We start from the raw sequence: 19,462 nt of genomic DNA on the forward strand, positions 1-19,462 counted from the left end.
TGGCGCAGGAGTGCCTTGATGCCGATCTCCCGTCGGAAGCGATTCAGCCTTCGGGCCACACTGCTGTACGCCGTGTTCGCGGCGCTGTGGATTTTCTTGTCCGACCGCGTTCTGGCCACTTTCAGCAACCTCGGCTCGATCACGAATTTTTCGACGCTCAAAGGGCTGCTTTTCATCCTGGCGACCGCGGTCATGCTGTGGTTCACGCTCCAGCATGTGCCCGAGGAAGCCGAGCCCGGCCCCATGGTCGATGACGGCCGACCCAAGGCCTCGCTGAAGAGCCTGCTCTGGGGCCTGGGCTTTCCCATCGCGGCGGCGGCCATCCAATGGGCCTTCTGGTCCACCATCAGCCCCATCGCCTTGCTGCTGTTCTATCCGGCGGTCTTCGCGGCCTCCTGGCTGGGCGGCTGGCTGTCGGGCGTGGTGGCCACGGCGCTGTCGGCCGTTTTCGCCTGGTCGCTGTTCATGCCGGGGCAGGCCAGCTCGGTGGTGGCCATCGGCGTGTTTTGCACCATGGGCCTGCTGATGAGCCTGGTCCTTGAATGGCTGCGCCAGGCCGAACACGAGGCCGGCAACACCCGCTTCAAGGCGCTGGTCGAGCAATCGCTGGCCGGCATCTACATCGTCCAGGGTGAGCACCTGCTCTACGCCAACCCCCAGTTCGCCCACATGCTGGGTTACGACAACCCCGAGCAGATCGTCCAACGCGTGCCCATCATGGACCTGGTGATGCCACAGGACCAGGCCGAGGTGGCCAGGCAGTTGCAACGGCGCTTCGACAAGCTCGACCAGGAGCTCCGCCAAGCTTTCACCGGCCGGCGCCGAGATGGCTCGGCCGTGCAACTGGAAGTGCATGGGCGCGTCGTGCCCACCCAGCGCGGCGATGTGGTGATCGGCCTGGTGCTGGACGTGAGCGAGCGGCACCGCACCGAGGCGGCCCTGCAGCGCAGCGAGCAACTGCTGCGCGCCGTGATCGAAGGCACGACGGATGCCATTTTCGTGAAAGACCGGGACGGCCGCTACCTGATGGTCAACCAGTCGGCCTCGAACTTCCTGGGGCGCCCCATCGACCAGATCGTCGGCCATGACGACCACGACCTGTTTCCCCCGGAGTCCGCCGCCCTGATCCAGGCGGGCGACGAACGCCTCAAACAGACGCGCGCCACCTGCACCACCGAAGACCGCTTGACCATGCGCAATGGCCAGCAGCTGACCTTCCTGGTCACCAAGGGCCCGATCTTCGACACCCAGGGCGAGATGGCCGGCATGTTCGGCATGGCGCGGGACATGACCGCCACCATGTCAGCACAGGAAGCGCTGCGGGACAAGCAAGTGCTGCTCGACCGCATGAGCATCCTGGCCAAGGTCGGCGGGTGGAGCATCGACATGGGCACCCGGCAAGGCAGCCGCACCGACGGGGCCGCGCGCATCCTCGACCTGGATCCCAAACTGCCAAGCTCCCTGACGTTCACCAGCGGCATGGAGTATTTCGCGGACCATGAACGAAGCTTGATCACGCAAGCCCTGCTGGAAGCCGTCGAGCATGGCAAGCCCTTCGCCATGGAGCTGGAGCTGACCAGCCACCTCGGGGTGCGCAAATGGATCCGCACCCAGGGCGAGCCCATCTGGCAGGACGGCAAGGTGGTCCGCATCGAAGGCGCCATCCAGGACATCAGCGAAGTGCAGCAAGCGCGCCATGCCCTGCAAACGCACCAGGAACACCTGGAGCAGACCGTGCGGCAACGCACCGCCGAACTGGACGCCGCGCGCCAGGAGGCCGAGCGCCTCAGTCAGATCAAGAGCGAATTCCTGGCCAACATGAGCCACGAAATCCGCACCCCGCTCAATGGCGTGTTGGGCCTGGCCCAGATCGGCCACCGGGACCACACGGGTTCCGCCCACCAGATCTTCGCGCAGATCCTGGACTCGGGGCGCCTGCTCCTGGGCATCATCAACGACATCCTCGATTTCTCGAAAATCGAGGCGGGCAAGCTGCACATCGAGGCCCTGCCCGTGAACCTGGCCGACGTGCTGGCCCGCGCCACCGCCCAATTCCACGACCGCGCCCTGGTCAAGGGCATCGGCCTGCACAGCCACCTCAGCCCCGACCTGCCTGCCCTGTGCGAAAGCGACCCCCTGCGGCTGGAACAGATCCTGTTGAACCTGCTGTCCAACGCCGTGAAGTTCACGATGCGGGGCGAGGTGAGCGTGTCGGCCGCGTCGCGCGATGGGCGGCTGGTGCTGACCGTGGCCGACACCGGCATCGGCATGAGCCCTCAGCAGGTGAACGAGCTGTTCCGGCCTTTCGAGCAGGCCGATGGCTCGACGACGCGGCAGTTCGGTGGCACTGGCCTGGGCCTGTCGATCACCAAAAGGCTGGTGGAAATGCTGGGGGGCGAGATCCGCGCCCGCAGCGAGTTTGGCCAAGGCACGCGGTTCGAGGTCGTGCTGCCGCTGGTGGCCGTTCCGCCAGCCGCCCCCTCAACCCCCTGCACGGATCACACCATGGACCAAGACGACTCCCTGAAAACCGAAGCCCAGGTGGGGCAACGGCTGGCAGGCCTGCGCGTGCTGGCCGCCGAGGACAACCAGGTCAACCAATGGGTGCTCAACGAGCTGCTGCAGATCGAGGGTGTGCGGGTGACCATGGTCGATGGCGGGGCCGAAGCCCTTGCCCAGCTGGCGTCCGGCGGGGCCTCGAATTTCGACCTGGTCCTGATGGACATCCAGATGCCCGCCATGGACGGTTACGAAGCCACCCGGCGCATCCAGGCCATCGCGCCGCAACTGCCCGTGATCGGCCAGACCGCGCACGCCATGGCCGAGGAACGCAGCAAATGCCTGGCCGCCGGCATGGTCGACCTGGTGGTCAAGCCGATCAACCTGGAAGACCTGGTGAGCACGCTGCGGCGGCACGCGCCGCACTGACCGATCAGCCGCGCTTCTTGGGCACCCAGGCCCAGACCATCTCGCACTGGATGGGCTCGCCGCCCGATTCGTCGGTGATGCTGACGGGCACGGTCACCTCGCCCTTGTCCTGCGTGCGGATCTGCTGGATCTGTTCGGGACGCAGCTGCGCCACCGCCTTCATGTCGCCCTGCGCGCGCTTGAGGTAATCGACCTTGAGCGTCTTGATCAGGGGCAGCTTGTCGTCGGGCACGTTCATGCCCACGCAAAAGCCCGTGGCGGTCTCGGCCAGCAGGGCCATGGCGGCCGCGTGCAGGCCCTTGATGTGGTTCTGCACCTTGCGCCGATTGCGGAGGCTGACGACCACGCGTTCATTCGAGAGCTCTTCGAAACGCAGACCGGCCGACCCCACCATGGGCACCACATTGCCCAGCATGAAACTGGTCAACCAGGGGCTCAAACCGGCAGGCAGGCCCTGAAAACGGGCAACGTTGCGGCTGAGTTGATTGGGCTTGCTGCTGCTCATGCGGACTCCAGGTGGACACGAGGCCGCATGGTAGCCGCATTGAGGCCTCACCGGCGATCAGACCGTGAGCAGCCCCGACAAGGTCCCGGCGTTGAAGTAACCCAGACCGGGATTGACCGCGTTGAGGTCGGTGGGGGACACGCCCATCCAGCGACCCAGCGCACCGGCCAATTGCTGCACGCCCATGGTCGGCAGCAGGCGGCCCTGGCCCGTGTCGGTGTCGCCTCCGAGCCCGGCATCGGGCAGTTGCCCATACAAGGCATTGCCGCGCACCGCGCCGCCCATGACCAGGTGGTGGCCACCCCAGCCATGGTCGGACCCATCGCCATTGCTGCTCAGCGTGCGGCCGAAGTCGCTGGCGGTGAAGGTGGTGACCTGGCGGGCGACGTTCAACTCGTCGAGCGCGGCCTGGAAACTCACCAGGGCCGAGGCCAACTGCCCCAGCAGCAAGGGGTGGCGGCTGAGCAGGTTGTCGTGCAGGTCGAAGCCGGGCAGCGACACGAAGAACACCTGGCGGCGCATGCCCAGGCGACCGCGCGCCGCGATCAACTGCGCCACCATGCGCAGCTGGTTGGCCAGCGCATTGGCGCCATCGAAGCCCGTGGCGAGCGCGGGCGTGGCGGCCATCGCCGCCTGAAGCTGGGCGTTGACATCGATGGCACGGGCCATGACGCGGGCGTGTTCGCTGGCCAGCACGTGCGCCTGCGAGGTCTGCGTGACCAGTTGACGGAAAGCGGCTTCGCAGCCCGCCGAACCGAACAGGCCGCCATTGAGCGCGTACAGCGATGGCACGCCCGAGGGATTGATCATGCAGGGCACGGCGTTGCGCCCTGACAGGTAGACGGCGTTGCCTGCGGTGTTGATGCAGGTCAGCGAAGCCTTGCCATTGCCCGACATGACGGCATCGGCCGCCAGGCCGCCCCAGCCCGCCAGCGTGCCCTCCGGCCCGTAGGACTGCCAGGCCGATTGCTGGTCGTTGTGCGAGAAAAGCTTGGCCGGCAAGGGCACGGAGCGGGCCGTGTATTGCGCCAGGGTGGTGGGCTGCACCAGGGTGCCGACGTTGAGCAACCAGGCCATCCGCCCTGCGTCGAACAAGGGCTTGAGCGGTGCCAGGCTGGGGGCCATGGCAAGCTGGCGACCGCCAAGGCTGGTCGACAGCACGGTGGGGGCCAGGGCGTCGCGCCCCAGGGCCACGCTCCCACGGGCTGCGGCATAGCTGGCATGGCTGGCATCGTCGTAAGGGATCAAGGTGTTGCCGTGGTCATTGCCGCCTTGCAGGAAGACGCAAACCAGGGCCTTGTAGTCGTCCGCGCCGGTTGATTGCGCGGCGGCTTCGGCCATGGTGGCCAGGTTGAGGGCAAAGGGCGCGGCGGCACCGGCCAGGGACAGGGCGGCGCCCCGTTGCAGGAAAGCGCGGCGGCTGAGGGAGTCGGAAGTCATGGTCAAGCAAGGCCGGTTCAGCGCTGCACGAGGTATTCGGGGCAGCACATGATGAGGAAGAACGCCGCCACCACGCGGTTGAGGCGTTCGTTGGGCGAGGTGCCGAGGATGGAGGCGACACCCGCCACCACGGTGTCCACCGTGGCCGGCGACAACACGCGCCCGGTCAGGTGCAGGTTGAGCTGGTCCACCAGGCGCGCGGGCTGGTCGGCCATGGCCAGCCAGGCCTCGTAGTTGGGCATGATGCCGTTGCCCCCGAAGGGCATGATGCGCAACAGGAAGTTGGCGTAGCCCATCACGCTGGACTCGTTGGTGACCTGGAACTCGGGGGCGACCAGGCCCATTTTGGCGATGGCCGTGTTGGGGGGCACATAGCCGGGCCGGAAGAAATTGAAGACCGAGGGAGAACGCAAAGGGGCCTGGCCCAGTTGGTCGCTGCTGGACAGGTCGGGGAAGCGCCACGCGCCGTCGGTCGAGCTGACGTTGACCAGGCGCAGCCACTGCAAGAGGCGCAACACGGGCTCGCGCAGCTTGCCATCGCTCACGGTGGGCTGGGCCGGCGCAGGCTGGTTGGCCGCGGGCAGCGTGATCTCCGGGCGGGCTTCTGGATCGGACAGCACCGCCCGCAGCACAGCCCCCATGTCGCCTCGCACCGGTGGTGTCGCACCATTGCCGTTGAAGGCGGTGGCCACGCGCCAGACGTAGTCCTTGCTGGGATTGCTGGTCACCAGGCGCTGGATGAGCTGGCGCCCGATGAAGAAGCCGACATTGGGGTGGTTGAAGATGGCGTCGAGGGCCAGGCGCATGGCCTCGGGACCAGGCGTCTGGCCAGGAATATTGACGCCCAGCACGCTCTTGTCGGTGTCCGCATGGCGCTCGGGGTGGAACCCCATGGGGGCGCGCAGGTAGTCGAACGGGCCCTCGGGGTCGAATGGGTTGAAGCCATCGACTTCCCAACCGGTGAACACCTTGGCCAGTTGAGACACGGTGTGGCCATCGTAGGTGTCGACCGGCGGCGAGGTGGGCGAGCCGTCGGGCTGGAGCTGGGTCAGCCCGATGGTGAAGAGCTGCAGCAACTCGCGCGCGTAGTTCTCGTCGGGGTGGCGCCCGCCGCCGTCTTCTTTGGCACTGCCACGCATGCTGAGGTACACGCCCATGGCGGGCGACAGGGTGATGTGCGTGAGCAGGTCGCGGAAGTTGCCGAAGCAATGCTGTTCGAGCAGCTCCCACCAGGCCAGGCAGGCGAACTGCTTGTAATAAGCCACCATGTTGAGCGGCGAGACCACGAAGATTTCGCTGAGTGCCAGCACCATGCGTTGGCGCAGCACGTCCTGGGCGGTGCACAGGCGCCACCACAGGGCCTGGTCCAGGCCGTAGTCACCCTTGGCGTACATGCGGTTGCCATAGCCCTGGGCGATGGCCCAATCCCAGACGGATGGCGACACGGGCATGGCCAGTTGGGCATTGAACCAGGCATCGGCGCCATCCCGGACCACCACGGCGACCTGGGCGGGCGTGGAACCCAAGGCGGCTTGGTTGAGGAAGCGGGCCGCGCGGGCGTCGGTCATGGCCTCGAAAGGCTGGGCGCCTCCGCCACAAGCACTGAGCGTGGCCGACGCCACGGCGCCCAAGGCCAAACTCAGATGGTGATGCCTCGTGGTGGACTCATCCTGTGAGCCGACCACCTCCCTTGCCAAGTCTTGTTCCGTGTCCAACATCGCTGTCTTCGATCAAATGCAGAAAAGTACTGTATCGGGAGCAATGCCCATAACTCAACCTGCGTTACCTCTCGAAATCAATGACACCACTTGCTTCCTTATAAATGCTCACCAAGCGTCCACAAATGGGCGTTTGCGCCCACCGCGGTGCACGACCCGTGGCATGGCGGCCAATCCGCGCACCAGGCAGCGGCGCGTGTCGGCCGGGTCGATCACGTCGTCGAGTTCAAGGTGGCTGGCCATGTTCAGGCCTTTGCCGCGCTGGTAGGCGGCGCCCACCAACTGGTCGAACATCTGCTGGCGTTGCGCGGTATCTTCGATGCTGGCCAGTTGTTTGCCGAAACCCAGGTGCACCGCGCCTTCGATGCCCATGGGACCGAACTCGCCCGTGGGCCAGGCGATCGTGAAGTCGGGCGCCAGCAGGCTGCCGGCCGTCATGGCCTGTGCGCCCAGACCATAGCCCTTGCGCAACACCACCGTGAAGTAAGGCACGGTGACGCTGGCCGCCGCCAGGAACATGCGCGAGAAATGGCGCACCGTGGCCGTTTGCTCGGCGTCGGGGCCGACCATGAAGCCGGGTGTGTCGCACAAGGACACGATCGGCAGGTCGAAAGCATCGCACAGCTGCATGAAGCGCGCGGCCTTGTCGGCACCGTTGGCGTCGATGGCGCCGCCCAGGTGGCGCGGGTCATTGGCGATCACGCCCACCGGCCGGCCTTCGAGGCGGGCCAGCGCCGTGACCATGCCAGGCGCGAAATCGCGGCGCAGTTCGAGCACCGAGCCCGTGTCGAACAGGGTATCGATGGCCGCGCGCATGTCGTAGACGCGCGTGCGCTTTTCAGGCACCACGTGGCGCAACATTCGCTGATCGGCGCACTGCCAGGCGGAGGTCGTGCCCTGGAAATACCCCATGTATTGCTGGGCCACCTGCACGGCTTGCAACTCGTCGACCACCACGATGTCGATGACGCCGTTGGGCGCCTGCATGCTGACGGGGCCGACCTCTTCGGGTGAGAACTTGCCCAGGCCGCCCCCTTCGATCATGGCGGGGCCGGCCATGCCGATCGTGCTGTCCTTCGTGGCGATGATGACGTCGCAGCAACCGGCCAGCGAGGCATTGCCCGCGAAGCAACGGCCGTTGACGATGGCCACCAGCGGCACCAGGCCGCTCAGGCGCGCCATGCCCAGGAAGGTCATGTTGTCGAGCAGGCTCACGCCGGGGTACTCGTCGTTGGGCCGGCCGCCGCCGCCTTCGGCCCACAGCACCAGCGGCAACTGGCGTTGCAGGGCCAGGTGCAGCATGCGGTCGGTCTTCTTGTGGTTGATGACGCCCTGTGTGCCCGCGAACACGGTGTAGTCATAGGCCAGCACCATGCAGCGCGCGGCCTGTTCGCCGAACAACGCAGCGTTGACAGTGCCCAGTCCCGCGACCAGGCCATCGGCGGGGCTGCGGGCGATGAGCTCGGGTTCTTTCAGGCGGATGCGCTGAGAGGCCAGGGCCAGCGCGCCATACTCGAGGAAGCTGCCTTCGTCGAGGAAATCATCGACATTCTCTCGGGCGGTGCGGTGGCCTTTGGCGTGGCGCTTGGCAACGGCCTCGGCGCGTCGGTCGTCGCGCGTCACGGCGTGGCGCTCGATCACCTCGGCCAGGTCGGGGCGGAGGTGGTCCGGGTCCAGCGCCTGGTCTGGCGTGGCATGGGCCTGGCCGTCGTCGCCAGCGGGGTCGAGCGCGATCAGGGCCTGGCCTTCCTCGACCACATGACCCACCTCGGCCAGCACCGATTCGACGCGGCCGCCTTGCGTGGCGACAATCTCGAACTCCATCTTCATGGCTTCGATGACCGCGATGCGCTGGCCCACCCGCACCGTGTCGCCGGGGTGGACGAGGACAGTCACCAGTGAGCCGGGCACGTTGGCCGTGACAGCGACGCAGCCTTCGCCCACGCCAGCGCGCTCGCCCGCAGTGGCTGGGTGCGGCTGGCTGTGGACCGCCGAAGTGCGTGGTCTCGGTTGGTGCCGGGCCGCGGCCAACAGCGGCACCACCTGCCCTTGCAGCCAGCGCGTGCTGAGCTGGTAACGAGGCACATCGGGGTGCGCCAGCAAAGCCTGCAGGAAGGCGATGTTGCTGTCCACGCCTTCGAGCCTGAACTCGGCCAAGGCACGGCGGCTTCGGTTCAAAGCAGCCTCGAATCCCGAGGGGTGGTGCACGATGACCTTGGCCAGCAGCGTGTCGAAACCGGGGTGGGGCTGCATGCCGGCGTGGCCATGGCCATCGACGCGCACGCCCGGGCCACTGGGCGGCTCGTAAGCGCGCAGCGTGCCGCCCGACGGCAATGCCCGGCCATCCGGGCCCATGCGCTCGACGTTGACGCGCGACTGGATGGCGGTGCCGAACGGGGGCGCGATGGCCGGCTGCGACAGCGACAGCTCGGCCAGGGTGGCCCCTTGCGACAGGCGCAACTGCAGTTGCACCAGGTCCAGCCCCGTCACCGCTTCGGTCACGGTGTGCTCGACCTGCAGGCGCGGGTTGGCCTCCATGAAGCAATGGGCCCCAGCGTGGTCCAGGTCGACCAGGAACTCGAAGGTGCACAGGCCGCGCAGCTTCACGGCCCGGGCCAGCGTGACCGCGTCGTCCAGCAGGCGCTGGCGCAAGCTGGCATCCAGGTTCGGCGCGGGCGCGACCTCGACCAGCTTCTGGTGGTTGCGCTGCACGGTGCAGTCGCGCTCCCAGGCGTGGACCGCGTCGCCGCTGCCATCGCCCAGCACCTGCACTTCGATGTGGCGCGCGCGGCGCACCAGTTGCTCGACGTAGACATCGCCTCGGCCAAAGGCGGCCAGGGCTTCGGACTGGCAACGCTCGAAGGCGGCCGCGATGTCTTGCTCGGCTTCAACCACCCGCATGCCGCGGCCACCGCCGCCCGCCAGCGCCTTGACCATCATGGCGCCGCCCGGCCCCAGTTTCGCGAAGAAGGCCTGCGCCTCGGCCAGGGACACGCCGTGGTCGATGCCGTCGGTCACCGGCACGCCGCAGCGCTGGGCCAAAGCGCGGGCTTGTGCCTTGTCGCCCAGCAGGTCCAGCACCTCGGGCGTGGGGCCGACGAAGGTCAAGCCTGCCGCAGCGCAAGCGCGGGCGAAATCGGCGTTCTCGCTCAACAGGCCATAACCGGGGTGCACGTGCGTGCAGCCTTCGGCTTGGGCCGCGGCCACCACGTTGGCGATGTTCAGGTAGGCGGGCACGCCCTTGCCCGGCAAGACCTGCGATGCGTCGACGTGGCAGGCGTGCTGCGCCTGCTGGTCGTCTTCGGACACCAGGCCCACGGTGCGCCAGCCCAGTTCGCTGGCGGCACGGGCGATGCGGATGGCGATCTCGCCACGGTTGGCGATCAGGAGAACCGGCGGGACGGGTGATGGCATGGCGAAACGCTTGAATTTGCCGGGCGCACCGGCGAATCCAGCATCCTAGCGGCTATGCCTTCGGCGGCACGACCACGCGCAGATCGAACTCGCGCAGCATCACCGGCTCGATGGAACCCTGGGCCACTCGGCGGCGCACCACCGCCTCCAGGTCGCTCGCATGCGATTTGTAGGTTTCAAGCGGGTCTTCGCCACGGGCGTCGGGGCGGTAACGGTGGTGCAGGGCCTCGCGGCTGACACTGGCGCCAATCGGTTTGTCGTCCACCATCACCCAGAAGCGGACAGCCCCGGTGGCTTCGTGAAAGAACGGGGACTGCGACATGTGGGACTCCAAGGGTGAAGTCCGAGTATGGATCAAAGCGCCAGCTTGAAACGATCCAGGAAAGCCGCGCAGAAATCGGCGGTGCCACTGATGGACAGCGTGAGGGTGTGGCGCGCCAGCCCGGCCTCTCCGGCCTGCACCCGCAGCTGGCCACTGCGCTCATCGAACTCGATGGCGTCGCTGGCCGAGTATTCGCGTTGGCTTTGCAGGTCGTGGTCCCAGACACCGCCTTCGCTGACGGGGCCATGGCCCTCCGGAAAAGCCCGGAACGCCCAGTTCAACACGTCGCGGATCTCGGCGTGCACCTGCGGCACCTGATCCGGCGAGACCGAGGCCATGGCCTCGAAAGTGCCGATGCCTTCGGTGTCTTCGCTGTGCTCGAAATCCAGGTATTGGAGGTTCATGGCGCCTGGGGCTCAGACCATCAGTTCGGCGATCTGCGCCTTGAGCATGGCGTTCTCGGCGGTGAGCTCGGCCACGGTTTTCTTCAGGCGGGCGATTTCGGCTTCAGGGGATGCGGGCTCGGCAGGGTCATCGCCCGTGGAGGCTGGGGCATTGGCCGCCTTGGATTGGGCCTTGGCCTCGCGCACCTGCCGTGCGGCCTGCCGCAGTTCCTTCCTGCCCCCCGCCACGGCCGCCACCTGCTCTTCCACCGGCAGCGAAGCCACGGCCGCCGCCGCGTTGATGGAAATATCGCCCGCCTTCACGGCCGCGACCAGTTCAGGCGTGGCTTCCTTCTGGATCTTCTCGATCTGGCTGACGGTGCTGCTGCTGATGCGGGCGGCCCTGGCGATGGCTTCGCGGGTGGGCAAGGGGTCCACATCCCAGGGCGGCGTGGAGGCTTGGCCTCCTTCCTCAACCGGCTCATCGGCGGCCGTGGTGGGGGCCGCAGCCTTGGCAGCCTGCACGCGGGCCAACATGATTTCTTTCTTGCGCAAAGCCAGCACGCCGCGCTGGAAATCGGACACGCTGCGCCGGCCCAGGTGCTGGTCGATCATCCACAGGTGCACGTCGTCCATCGATTTGAAAGTGGCGTTCTGCACGGTGTTGAAGGGGATGCCATGCTTCTGGCAGATGCCGTGGCGGTTGTGGCCGTCGACGAGCACATCGCCCCACAAAACCAACGCATCGCGGCAGCCTTCGGCCAGGATGCTGCGTTCCAGCGCATCGTGTTCGTCGGGCGTGAGCGGGTCGATGTAGACGCGCAATTCTTCTTTGACCGTGATGTTCATCGGGGCGGGTACTGCGGAATAAAGCAAGGCGGGGCGCCATTCTAGGCGCCACCGGTTTACTTGAGTTCCGCCGAACTCTTGCCCAGCAAGCGCCGCGCGATGATCAACAACTGGATCTGCTGCGTGCCTTCGAAGATGTCGAGGATCTTCGCATCGCGCGACCACTTCTCCAGCAGCGAAGTCTCGGTGTAGCCGATGCTGCCGGCCAGCTCCACGCACTTCAAGGCCACGTCCACGCAAGTGCGGCCGGCCTTGGCCTTGGCCAATGAGGCTTCCAGCGAATTGGGCCGCGCGTTGTCGGCCATCCAGGCGGCCTGCAAGGTCAGCAGGCGCGCGGCTTCGTAATCGGCCTGCATGCGCACGAAGTCGGCCACGGCCGAGGGCTGGCGGTGCAACGGGCGGCTGTAGTCCACGGTCAAGCCGCAGTCCTTCAGGATCTGGCCCATCTCTTCGATGCAGGCACGCGTCAGGCCCACGGCCATCGAGGCGACCAGGGGGCGCGTGTTGTCGAAGGTCTGCATCACGCCCGCGAAGCTCTTCTCGGGGTTCACCTCGGGGTCGCCCAGCAGGTTCTCCTTGGGCACCCGGCAGTTGGTGATCATGAAGTGCGCGGTGTCAGAAGCGCGGATGCCCAGCTTGTGCTCCAGGCGCACCAGCTCGAAGCCGGGCGTGCCTTTCTCGACCACGAAGGACTTGATGGCGGCGCGGCCCAGGCTCTTGTCCAGCGTGGCCCACACCACCACCAAGTCGGCGCGGTCGCCAGCGGTCACGTAGATTTTTTCGCCATTGAGCACATAGTGGTCGCCATCAAGCTTGGCGCTGGTCTTGATGGCGGCCGAATCGGAGCCACAGCCGGGTTCGGTGATGGCCATGGCGGCCCAGCGGCCCTTGAAGCGCTTGAGCTGTTCGTCGTTGGCCACGGACGCGATGGCGGCGTTGCCCAGGCCTTGGCGCGGCATCGACAGCAGCATGCCGACATCGCCCCAGCACAGCTCCATGATGGACAGGCAGGTGGAGATGTTGGTGCCGTTGCGGTTGCCCTGCGACGCATCGCTGGCATCGCGGCGCACACCGGTGGCGCCCGTGCCGCCCACGTCGCTGTTGCCTTCGTTCATGCCATCGATCACGGCGGCCATCATGTCGAGCTCGACCGGGCGGCTGTGCTCGGCGCGGTCGTATTTGCGCGAGATGGGGCGCAGCACTTCGGCGGCGGTCTCGTGGGCCTGGCGCACCAGGGGCTTGAACTTGCGGGGGATTTCGAGGTTGATCATGGTCGTCGTTTCCTGAAGGCGGTGGATGTCTTGGGCAAGGCGGATGTCAGATCAACAAGCCACCCTCCATCACACCGACCGCGCGCAAGTCGCGGTACCACCGCTCCACCGGGTACTCGGTGACAAAGCCATGCCCGCCCAGCAGTTGCACGCCATCGCTGCCGATCTGCATGCCTTTGTCGGCGCACAAACGGCGTGCCAAAGCGGCGGCCTCGAAGAAGTCCACGTCGGCATCGACCAGGCTGGCCGCGCGCCACGTCAACAAGCGCATCGCGTTCAGTTCGATCGACATGTTGGACACGGCGAAGGCCACCGATTGCCGGTGGCTGATGGGCTCGCCAAAGGCCTGGCGTTCGTTCACATACGGCACGATGAAATCGAGCACCCCTTGCGCACAGCCGGTGCCCAAAGCACACCAGGCCAGGCGCGACAACTGGATGCATTCGCGGTAGGCATCAAAGGCGCCCTCCGCCAGCACGGCCTGGGCAGGCACCGCCACCGCATCAAGCCGCAAGCGCGCGGTGCCAGCGGCACGCAAGCCCATCGCGCGGTCTTCCTCGACCGACAAACCTTTGGTGGACGACTCGATCACGAACAAGGCCGGGCCCTTGCCCTCGATGTGCGCGGCCACGATGAACAGCTCGGCACTGGCGGCCAGCGGCACCATCGACTTCACACCGTTGAGCACATGGCCACCACCGCTTTGCGCCACCGCGCGCGTCTTCAATTCAAACGGGTCGAACAAGGGCGTGGGCTCCTGGATGGCCAGGGCCGCGGCCGGCACGTTCTCGCCGGTGAAAGCGCCCAGGTAGGCCGCCTGCTGCTCGGCATTGCCCCACAGCACCAGCGCCGTGCTCACGGCCGACGGCGCCAGCGCCGCGAAGGCCAGGCCCATGTCCCCTTGGGCCATGGCTTCGGCGATCAGCACATTGGTCACGGCGGAACGCTCCGTGCCCATGCCGCCCAAGGCCTCGGGGATGCCCAGCGAGGTGATGCCCAGTTCGGCGCACTGCGCCAGCAGCTCGGGCGGCGCGGCGCATGCCATGTCGGCCTTGCCCGCGGCCTCGCGCAATTGCTCCATCGCGAAGGTGCGCGCGGCGTCCTGCAGCATCTGCTGTTCATCGGTGGGGGCCAGGTCGAACAGGTCGCCGGTGCCGCGCTTGGGCAAGCGCTGCGGCGAGCCCAGGTTCTTCACCGATTTGAAGGCCCGGTTGGCCGCCGTCACGGCCTTGAAACCCACCTTGGTGCCGTGGTACAGCACCTGTTCGGTGGGTTTGCGCAGGTTCAAGGCGTCCAGCTTGGTCGAGCCCGCCATGCGGCTGAGGGTGCGCAGTCCAATTCGTGTGAGCGATGTCATGTGAAGCCGTGAAGTGAGCGTGAAAAGAGGAATCCCCTGATCTTGCGCCTCCGCCGTCGCCGATACTTGCCCTTTTGCGCCAATCGACTTGACCCGGTCTGCCTCGCTCCGCTCCATTCCCAAGCCCGCATGAGTTCCCCGCCGCGCCCGATCCCGCCCGCCTCTGACGCTTCGGCCCTGAGAAGCTGGCTGCTGGCCGCCAAAAGCGCGGTCGAGCAACGCGGCGTGGACGCCGACGCGCTGCTGCGCGAAGTGGGCCTGGACCTGTCGACCCTGAGCGATCCCATGGCGCGCTACCCCGCCCACCTGGGCCTGGCCTTCTGGCAGAAAGCCCTGCAAGCCACGGGCGAAGAGTTGCTGGGCGTGGACCTCGCCCTGCAGTTCATGCCGCTGAATTTCAGCGCCCTGGGCTACGCCCTGATGGCCTCCGAGAACCTGGCCCAGATGTACCTGCGCCTGGCCCGCTACGCCCACGTGGTCACCGACGCGGCCGATGTGCGCTTCCACCAGGGCGACGGCGCCAGCCGCATCACCATCACCGGCGACCAGGCCCTGCTGGGCACCGCCGAGCCGGCGACCGTCTGGAGCATCTTCGATTACGCCATGCTCACCCTGATGCGGGGCTCGCGCATCCTGTACGGCCGCGACTTCATGCCACTCGAATTGCGCCTGCAACGCCAGCGTCCCCAAGACCACGCCAAGTTCGAAAAGGTCTTCCGCTGCACACCCATTTACGGCTGCGACGACAACGCCCTCGTGGTCGACCACGCCACCCTGCACAAGCCGCTGTCCTTCGCCAACCTCGAAGTCGTCAAGGCCAGCGAAGAGGCCATGGACCGCTACCGCTCGCACTGGCCCGACCGCGGCCTGCCGCAGCAACTCGCCGCCGTGCTGAAAGAAATGCTGCCCAGCGGCGAACCCCGCCAGGACGACGTCGCCCGGCGCCTGGCCATGACCCTGCGCACGCTGCAACGCCGCCTGGCCGAGCAAGGCACCAGCTACCGCGACGTGCTCAACCAGACGCGCCACCAACTGGCGCTCGACCACCTCACCGCCGCGCAGTACTCTGTCAGCGAGGTCTCCTTTCTCCTGGGCTTCTCGGAGGTCAGCGCCTTCACCCGCGCCTTCAAGCGCTGGACAGGCTCATCGCCCAGCACCTGGCGCCAGGCGGCGCCTACACTGCCACCCCATGCGCATTGACGACATCCGCCAGCGTTTGCGCGCCCACGGCGCCAAGCCCTGCCACGAAGACAAGATCCTGCGGCTGTGGTCGCAGTCCTTGCCCATGGACAGCGGCAAACGCCGCCCGGAAGACTTCCTGCCGCTGGGTGTGCGCAACGCCCTGCCGGCGCTGCTGGCCGACCTGAGCGCCCTGGCCCACGTGCGTTCCGAACACCCTGGCGAAGACGGCTCCTCCCGCCTGCTGATCGGCCTGCAGGATGGCCAGACGGTGGAAAGCGTGCTGCTGCCCCGCGATGGCCTGTGCGTGTCGTCTCAGGTGGGGTGCGCTGTGGGCTGCGTCTTCTGCATGACCGGCAAGGACGGTTTGCTGCGCCAGGTCGGCAGCGCCGAAATCGTCGCGCAAGTGGCCCTGGCCAGAGCCCGCCGCCGTGTCACCAAGGTGGTGTTCATGGGCATGGGCGAGCCCTCGCACAACCTGGACAACGTGCTCGAAGCCATCGATCTGCTCGGCACCTGCGGCGGCATCGGCCACAAGAACCTGGTCTTCTCGACCGTGGGCGACCCGCGCGCCTTCGAGCGCCTGCCGCTCGGCCAGGTCAAGCCGGCCCTGGCCCTGTCGCTGCATTCCACCAAGCCCGAGCTGCGCGCCCAACTGCTGCCCCGCGCCCCGCGCATCGACCCGGCCGATCTGGTCGAGATGGGCGAGCACTATGCCCGCACCACCGGCTACCCCATCCAGTACCAGTGGACCTTGATCGACGGCCTGAACGACAGCGAGGAAGAGCTCGACGGCATCGTGCGCCTGCTCAAGGGCAAGTACGCGCTGATGAACATGATCCCGTACAACACGGTCGACGAGCTCGACTTCAAGCGCCCATCGTGGGAGCGCGCCACCGAGATCGCGCGCAGCCTGCACCGCCGCGGCATCCTGACCAAGCTGCGCCAGTCGGCCGGGCAGGACGTGGACGCCGGCTGCGGACAACTGCGTGCCCGCGATGCGGCAGCCCTGCTCAACCAGCCCAAACCCATGCGCATCCTGCGTCCGCAGGCTTCGACCACACCGCGATGATCGAAGTCCGCCACCTCAAGTCCCTGGTCGCCATCGCCGACACCGGCAAGCTCGCCACCGCCGCCGAGCGCGTGCACCTCAGCCAATCCGCCCTGTCGCACCAGATCCGCGCGCTTGAAGAGCACCACGGCCTGGCCCTCTTCGAGCGCACCCGCCAGGGCCTGCGCTTCACGCCCGCGGGCGATCGGCTGCTGGCCCTGGCCCGCACCGTGTTGGCCGACATCGGCGCCGCCGAGCGCGACCTGCAGCGCCTGCAAGGCGGCGCCAAGGGCGAGCTGCGCATCGTGCTCGAATGCCACACCTGCTTCGACTGGCTGATGCCCGTCATGCACGAGTTCCGCCAGCGCTGGCCCGAGGTCGAGGTCGACCTGGTGGCCGGCTTCCACGCCGACCCGCTGGCTTTGCTGAAAGAAGGCCGCGCCGACCTGGTCATCGGCTCCAGACCCAAGGCCCAGCGCCCCTGGTCGGTCTCGCCCCTGTTCCGCTTCGAGATCCTGGCCGTGGTCGCCAACGAGCACAAGCTGCGCCACAAGCGCCACCTCAATGCGCAGGACTTCGACGGCGAAACCCTCATCACCTACCCGGTGCCCGAGCAGCGCATCGACCTGATCCGCGAAGTGCTCAAGCCCGCCGGCATCGAGCCCGCGCGCCGCACGGCCGAACTCACCGTGGCCATCGTGCAACTGGTGGCCAGCCGCCGGGGCATCGCCGCCCTGCCCAGCTGGGGCCTGCAAAGCTACCTGGAGCACGACTATGTCAAGGCCGTGCCCATCGGCCCCAAGGGCCTGTGGAGCGAGTTGCACGCCATCTGCCCCAAGACCCTGGCCACGCAACCCTACATGCAGGACATGGCCGAGATCATGCGCCAGCAGTGTGCGAAGCTGCCCGGCATCGAGTGGCTGGCCTGAAGCCGGCCAGCCCCAGCGTGCCTGGCTCTGGCACTGCCCATGCCAAACCGGGATAACCCTTTCTCGCCCGAACGCCAACCGTCAAGCGACTGACAGTTGACGCCCCCTGACTCCAGGGGGGCATTGCCCACCCAGGGGAATGCCCAGGGCCTTGCAAAAACACCGTGTTTCAAACTTCATGTCATTGACAGAACACATTCACCCCTGGAGCGATGAGATGAACATGAAATCACTGATGGTGGCCACGGCCAAAGCCGTCGGCGCCACCCTGCTGACCAGCCTGGCCGCGCACGCCGCCTATTTCAAATGGGAGATGGTCGAGTTGCCAGCCTCCACCGGCGCCACCTGCGGCAATGGCACGCCTTATCGCTTCTTCGTCAACCGCACCCCGCTGACCAGCAAGACCGTGGTCATGTTCGAAGGCGGCGGCGCCTGCTGGGACCAGGCCGCGTGCAAGGGCGGCTCGCTGCTCAACGCCGTCAACCCCGATGGCATCCCCACCAACTACATGAGTGACTGGAACCGCCAGGCGCACCTGGGCCTGGTCACGCCCTTCACCGCCCGCCTTCACCCCTTGCAGGCCGTGCAGACCCAGAGCTGGAACATCGTCTACCTGACGTACTGCACCGGCGACGTGCACACCGGCAACAAGGTCAACGTGTACAACAACACCGACCCGGCCAACCCCATGACCTATTACCACCGCGGCGCCATCAACGCGCAGGCCGTGGCGAACTGGATGGCCAAGAACCTGCCCCAACCGGACCACCTGTTGCTGACTGGCTTCTCGGCCGGCGGCGTAGGCTCCACGGCCAACTACGCCTCCTTCCGTACCACGCTCAAGCCCAAAAAGATGGCCCTGGCCGCCGACTCCGGCCCCCTGTTCGACGTGCCCCGCACCGCCACGCCCGAGCAAGCTCCCTCCGTGCTGCTGCACAACAAGATCCGCGAAGTCTGGGGCCTGGATGGCCCTGACGGACTGGTCACGCAGTTGATCACCAAGTACCCCGGCGCGGGCGATGCCAACAACATGGGATCGATCACGGCCGGCGTGGGCAAGATTTTCCCGAACGACCGCATCGGCTACACGATGTTCCAGGAAGACACCAACTTCTCGGCCTTCTCGTACCAGAAGTTCTACCCTGACATCGCCAATGCCGCCACCAACGAAGAGCGCCTGAAAATGCTCAACGTGAAGTGGCGCCAGGAAATCACCCCCTGGATCGCTTCGATGACGCCTGCCAACGTCGGCTACTACATCCCCAACAAGCGTGACATCAACGGTTCGCACTGCACCACGATCGTCACCTTCGGGGGCACCAGCATCGTCGAGAAGAAGCTGAACCACGTGGGCGAGTTCATCGACAACCTGCTGGACGGCAAGGGCCCCGTGATGCGCGCCTATGAAACCAAGCCGACCACCCAGCGCGTGCTGCTGAGCGACATGTTCGCCGATTGGCTGGCCCCGCTGATCCCCTGATCGTGCCCGGGCGGTTGGACCAAAAAAAAGCGCCCCGAGGGGCGCTTTTTCAATGGCAGGCTGACCCGAGGATCAAGCTGCTTGGCGGCGGCGAGCCACCATGCCGACCACACCCAGACCCGCGAAGATCAAGGCCAGGGACTCTGGCTCAGGAACCGCGGAAGGCGTGGCGTACACCGCACCGATGTAGGTGTACAGCGTGGGGAAAGCGCCTTCGACCTTCAGCGTGTGCGAACCAGCGGACAGGCCGCTGAAGCTGAAGCCGTAGCCCGTGGTGGTCGACGTCAGGGACGTGGCCACACCGTCGATCAGCACGGAGCTGAACGTGGCGCCATAGCCACCGATCGAACCGATCAAATCGCTGTTGCCGCCCACCGAGAAGGTGAACAGATCAGCGATGGTGCCGCCGGCCGCGGCCGCACCTTGACCAAAGAACAGCGCAGGCGTGGGCGTCAGGGCGCCCAGATCGCCGCCCGGCAGGGCGGGAGCACCGGCCAATGCCGAACCCGCGGCCACCAAAGAGGCGGCAGCAACCAACATTTTAAGTTTCATGAGTAACCTCCAATAATTATCAAAACACATCACTTGGCCCCAGAGCCTTGGGGCCATGCGACAACTCGGTTATAGCCACAGCCC

At 66.7% G+C, this 19,462-nt stretch carries 15 protein-coding genes; 5 read left to right on the forward strand and 10 right to left on the reverse strand.

The window, feature by feature from the left end:
* The first annotated feature begins 18 nt into the window (after positions 1-18).
* Positions 19-2,928, forward strand: a complete 2,910-nt coding sequence (locus ACREB4_RS01960) for a PAS domain S-box protein (RefSeq protein WP_431586507.1) — start codon at positions 19-21, stop codon at positions 2,926-2,928.
* Between the two features lie 4 nt (positions 2,929-2,932).
* On the opposite strand, the gene ACREB4_RS01965 is transcribed toward ACREB4_RS01960, so the two are convergent.
* The 9 genes from ACREB4_RS01965 to ACREB4_RS02005 form a co-directional block, all read right to left on the reverse strand.
* A complete protein-coding gene (locus ACREB4_RS01965) occupies positions 2,933-3,433 on the reverse strand; it encodes a DUF4442 domain-containing protein (protein ID WP_431586508.1) in 501 nt (166 codons plus the stop codon).
* 57 nt (positions 3,434-3,490) lie between these two features.
* Positions 3,491-4,873 (reverse strand): DUF1501 domain-containing protein, encoded by a 1,383-nt coding sequence (locus ACREB4_RS01970; protein WP_431586509.1) that lies wholly within the window; start codon positions 4,871-4,873, stop codon positions 3,491-3,493.
* Positions 4,874-4,890: 17 nt separating this feature from the next.
* Positions 4,891-6,591 (reverse strand): DUF1800 domain-containing protein, encoded by a 1,701-nt coding sequence (locus ACREB4_RS01975; RefSeq protein ID WP_431586510.1) that lies wholly within the window; start codon positions 6,589-6,591, stop codon positions 4,891-4,893.
* 108 nt (positions 6,592-6,699) lie between these two features.
* Positions 6,700-10,005 carry a carboxyl transferase domain-containing protein gene (locus tag ACREB4_RS01980; RefSeq protein WP_431586511.1) on the reverse strand — a complete coding sequence of 1,102 codons (3,306 nt, stop codon included), beginning with the start codon at positions 10,003-10,005 and terminating at the stop codon, positions 6,700-6,702.
* Between the two features lie 52 nt (positions 10,006-10,057).
* Positions 10,058-10,327, reverse strand: coding sequence for a DUF1488 family protein (locus tag ACREB4_RS01985; protein WP_431586512.1), 270 nt, complete (start codon positions 10,325-10,327; stop codon positions 10,058-10,060).
* Positions 10,328-10,359: 32 nt separating this feature from the next.
* Entirely contained in the window at positions 10,360-10,731 is a 372-nt protein-coding gene (locus tag ACREB4_RS01990; protein ID WP_431586513.1) for a hypothetical protein, read from the reverse strand.
* A 12-nt stretch (positions 10,732-10,743) separates the two neighbouring features.
* Positions 10,744-11,559: a hypothetical protein gene (locus ACREB4_RS01995; RefSeq protein WP_431586514.1), complete on the reverse strand. Its 816-nt coding sequence runs from the start codon at positions 11,557-11,559 to the stop codon at positions 10,744-10,746.
* Positions 11,560-11,615: 56 nt separating this feature from the next.
* On the reverse strand, positions 11,616-12,830 hold the full coding sequence (locus ACREB4_RS02000) for an acyl-CoA dehydrogenase family protein (RefSeq protein ID WP_431586515.1): 1,215 nt from the start codon (positions 12,828-12,830) through the stop codon (positions 11,616-11,618).
* 46 nt (positions 12,831-12,876) lie between these two features.
* Complete coding sequence (locus tag ACREB4_RS02005) at positions 12,877-14,187, reverse strand: acyl-CoA dehydrogenase family protein (RefSeq protein ID WP_431586516.1); 1,311 nt, start codon at positions 14,185-14,187, stop codon at positions 12,877-12,879.
* Positions 14,188-14,316: 129 nt separating this feature from the next.
* On the opposite strand from ACREB4_RS02005, the gene ACREB4_RS02010 reads away from it, so the two are divergent.
* From ACREB4_RS02010 to ACREB4_RS02025, 4 genes are all read left to right on the forward strand, one after another.
* Positions 14,317-15,387, forward strand: a complete 1,071-nt coding sequence (locus ACREB4_RS02010; protein WP_431586517.1) for an AraC family transcriptional regulator — start codon at positions 14,317-14,319, stop codon at positions 15,385-15,387.
* Positions 15,377-16,438, forward strand: coding sequence for an RNA methyltransferase (locus ACREB4_RS02015; protein WP_431586518.1), 1,062 nt, complete (start codon positions 15,377-15,379; stop codon positions 16,436-16,438). Before ACREB4_RS02010 ends, ACREB4_RS02015 begins: the two co-directional genes overlap by 11 nt.
* Positions 16,435-17,346, forward strand: a complete 912-nt coding sequence (locus ACREB4_RS02020; RefSeq protein ID WP_431586519.1) for a LysR family transcriptional regulator — start codon at positions 16,435-16,437, stop codon at positions 17,344-17,346. Before ACREB4_RS02015 ends, ACREB4_RS02020 begins: the two co-directional genes overlap by 4 nt.
* Before the next feature lie 217 nt (positions 17,347-17,563).
* The gene (locus ACREB4_RS02025) at positions 17,564-18,826 is read left to right on the forward strand and encodes a pectin acetylesterase-family hydrolase (protein WP_431586520.1); all 1,263 of its coding nucleotides are present in this window, start codon (positions 17,564-17,566) and stop codon (positions 18,824-18,826) included.
* Positions 18,827-18,898: 72 nt separating this feature from the next.
* On the opposite strand, the gene ACREB4_RS02030 is transcribed toward ACREB4_RS02025, so the two are convergent.
* Positions 18,899-19,378, reverse strand: a complete 480-nt coding sequence (locus ACREB4_RS02030) for an FxDxF family PEP-CTERM protein (protein WP_431586521.1) — start codon at positions 19,376-19,378, stop codon at positions 18,899-18,901.
* Positions 19,379-19,462: the final 84 nt, after the last annotated feature.

Source organism: Aquabacterium sp. (assembly GCF_050725395.1).
Lineage (GTDB): Bacteria > Pseudomonadota > Gammaproteobacteria > Burkholderiales > Burkholderiaceae_C > Aquabacterium.

What these genes read in the sequence shown, in the direction of transcription:
- ACREB4_RS01985 (WP_431586512.1), bottom strand. Translation starts at nt 10,327, where the DNA reads ATGTCGCAGTCCCCGTTCTTTCACGAAGCCACCGGGGCTGTCCGCTTC.
- ACREB4_RS02010 (WP_431586517.1), top strand. Translation starts at nt 14,317, where the DNA reads ATGAGTTCCCCGCCGCGCCCGATCCCGCCCGCCTCTGACGCTTCGGCC.
- ACREB4_RS01975 (WP_431586510.1), bottom strand. Translation starts at nt 6,591, where the DNA reads ATGTTGGACACGGAACAAGACTTGGCAAGGGAGGTGGTCGGCTCACAG.
- ACREB4_RS02025 (WP_431586520.1), top strand. Translation starts at nt 17,564, where the DNA reads ATGAACATGAAATCACTGATGGTGGCCACGGCCAAAGCCGTCGGCGCC.
- ACREB4_RS02005 (WP_431586516.1), bottom strand. Translation starts at nt 14,187, where the DNA reads ATGACATCGCTCACACGAATTGGACTGCGCACCCTCAGCCGCATGGCG.
- ACREB4_RS01965 (WP_431586508.1), bottom strand. Translation starts at nt 3,433, where the DNA reads ATGAGCAGCAGCAAGCCCAATCAACTCAGCCGCAACGTTGCCCGTTTT.
- ACREB4_RS01970 (WP_431586509.1), bottom strand. Translation starts at nt 4,873, where the DNA reads ATGACTTCCGACTCCCTCAGCCGCCGCGCTTTCCTGCAACGGGGCGCC.
- ACREB4_RS02030 (WP_431586521.1), bottom strand. Translation starts at nt 19,378, where the DNA reads ATGAAACTTAAAATGTTGGTTGCTGCCGCCTCTTTGGTGGCCGCGGGT.
- ACREB4_RS02000 (WP_431586515.1), bottom strand. Translation starts at nt 12,830, where the DNA reads ATGATCAACCTCGAAATCCCCCGCAAGTTCAAGCCCCTGGTGCGCCAG.
- ACREB4_RS01990 (WP_431586513.1), bottom strand. Translation starts at nt 10,731, where the DNA reads ATGAACCTCCAATACCTGGATTTCGAGCACAGCGAAGACACCGAAGGC.
- ACREB4_RS02020 (WP_431586519.1), top strand. Translation starts at nt 16,435, where the DNA reads ATGATCGAAGTCCGCCACCTCAAGTCCCTGGTCGCCATCGCCGACACC.
- ACREB4_RS01995 (WP_431586514.1), bottom strand. Translation starts at nt 11,559, where the DNA reads ATGAACATCACGGTCAAAGAAGAATTGCGCGTCTACATCGACCCGCTC.
- ACREB4_RS02015 (WP_431586518.1), top strand. Translation starts at nt 15,377, where the DNA reads ATGCGCATTGACGACATCCGCCAGCGTTTGCGCGCCCACGGCGCCAAG.
- ACREB4_RS01980 (WP_431586511.1), bottom strand. Translation starts at nt 10,005, where the DNA reads ATGCCATCACCCGTCCCGCCGGTTCTCCTGATCGCCAACCGTGGCGAG.
- ACREB4_RS01960 (WP_431586507.1), top strand. Translation starts at nt 19, where the DNA reads ATGCCGATCTCCCGTCGGAAGCGATTCAGCCTTCGGGCCACACTGCTG.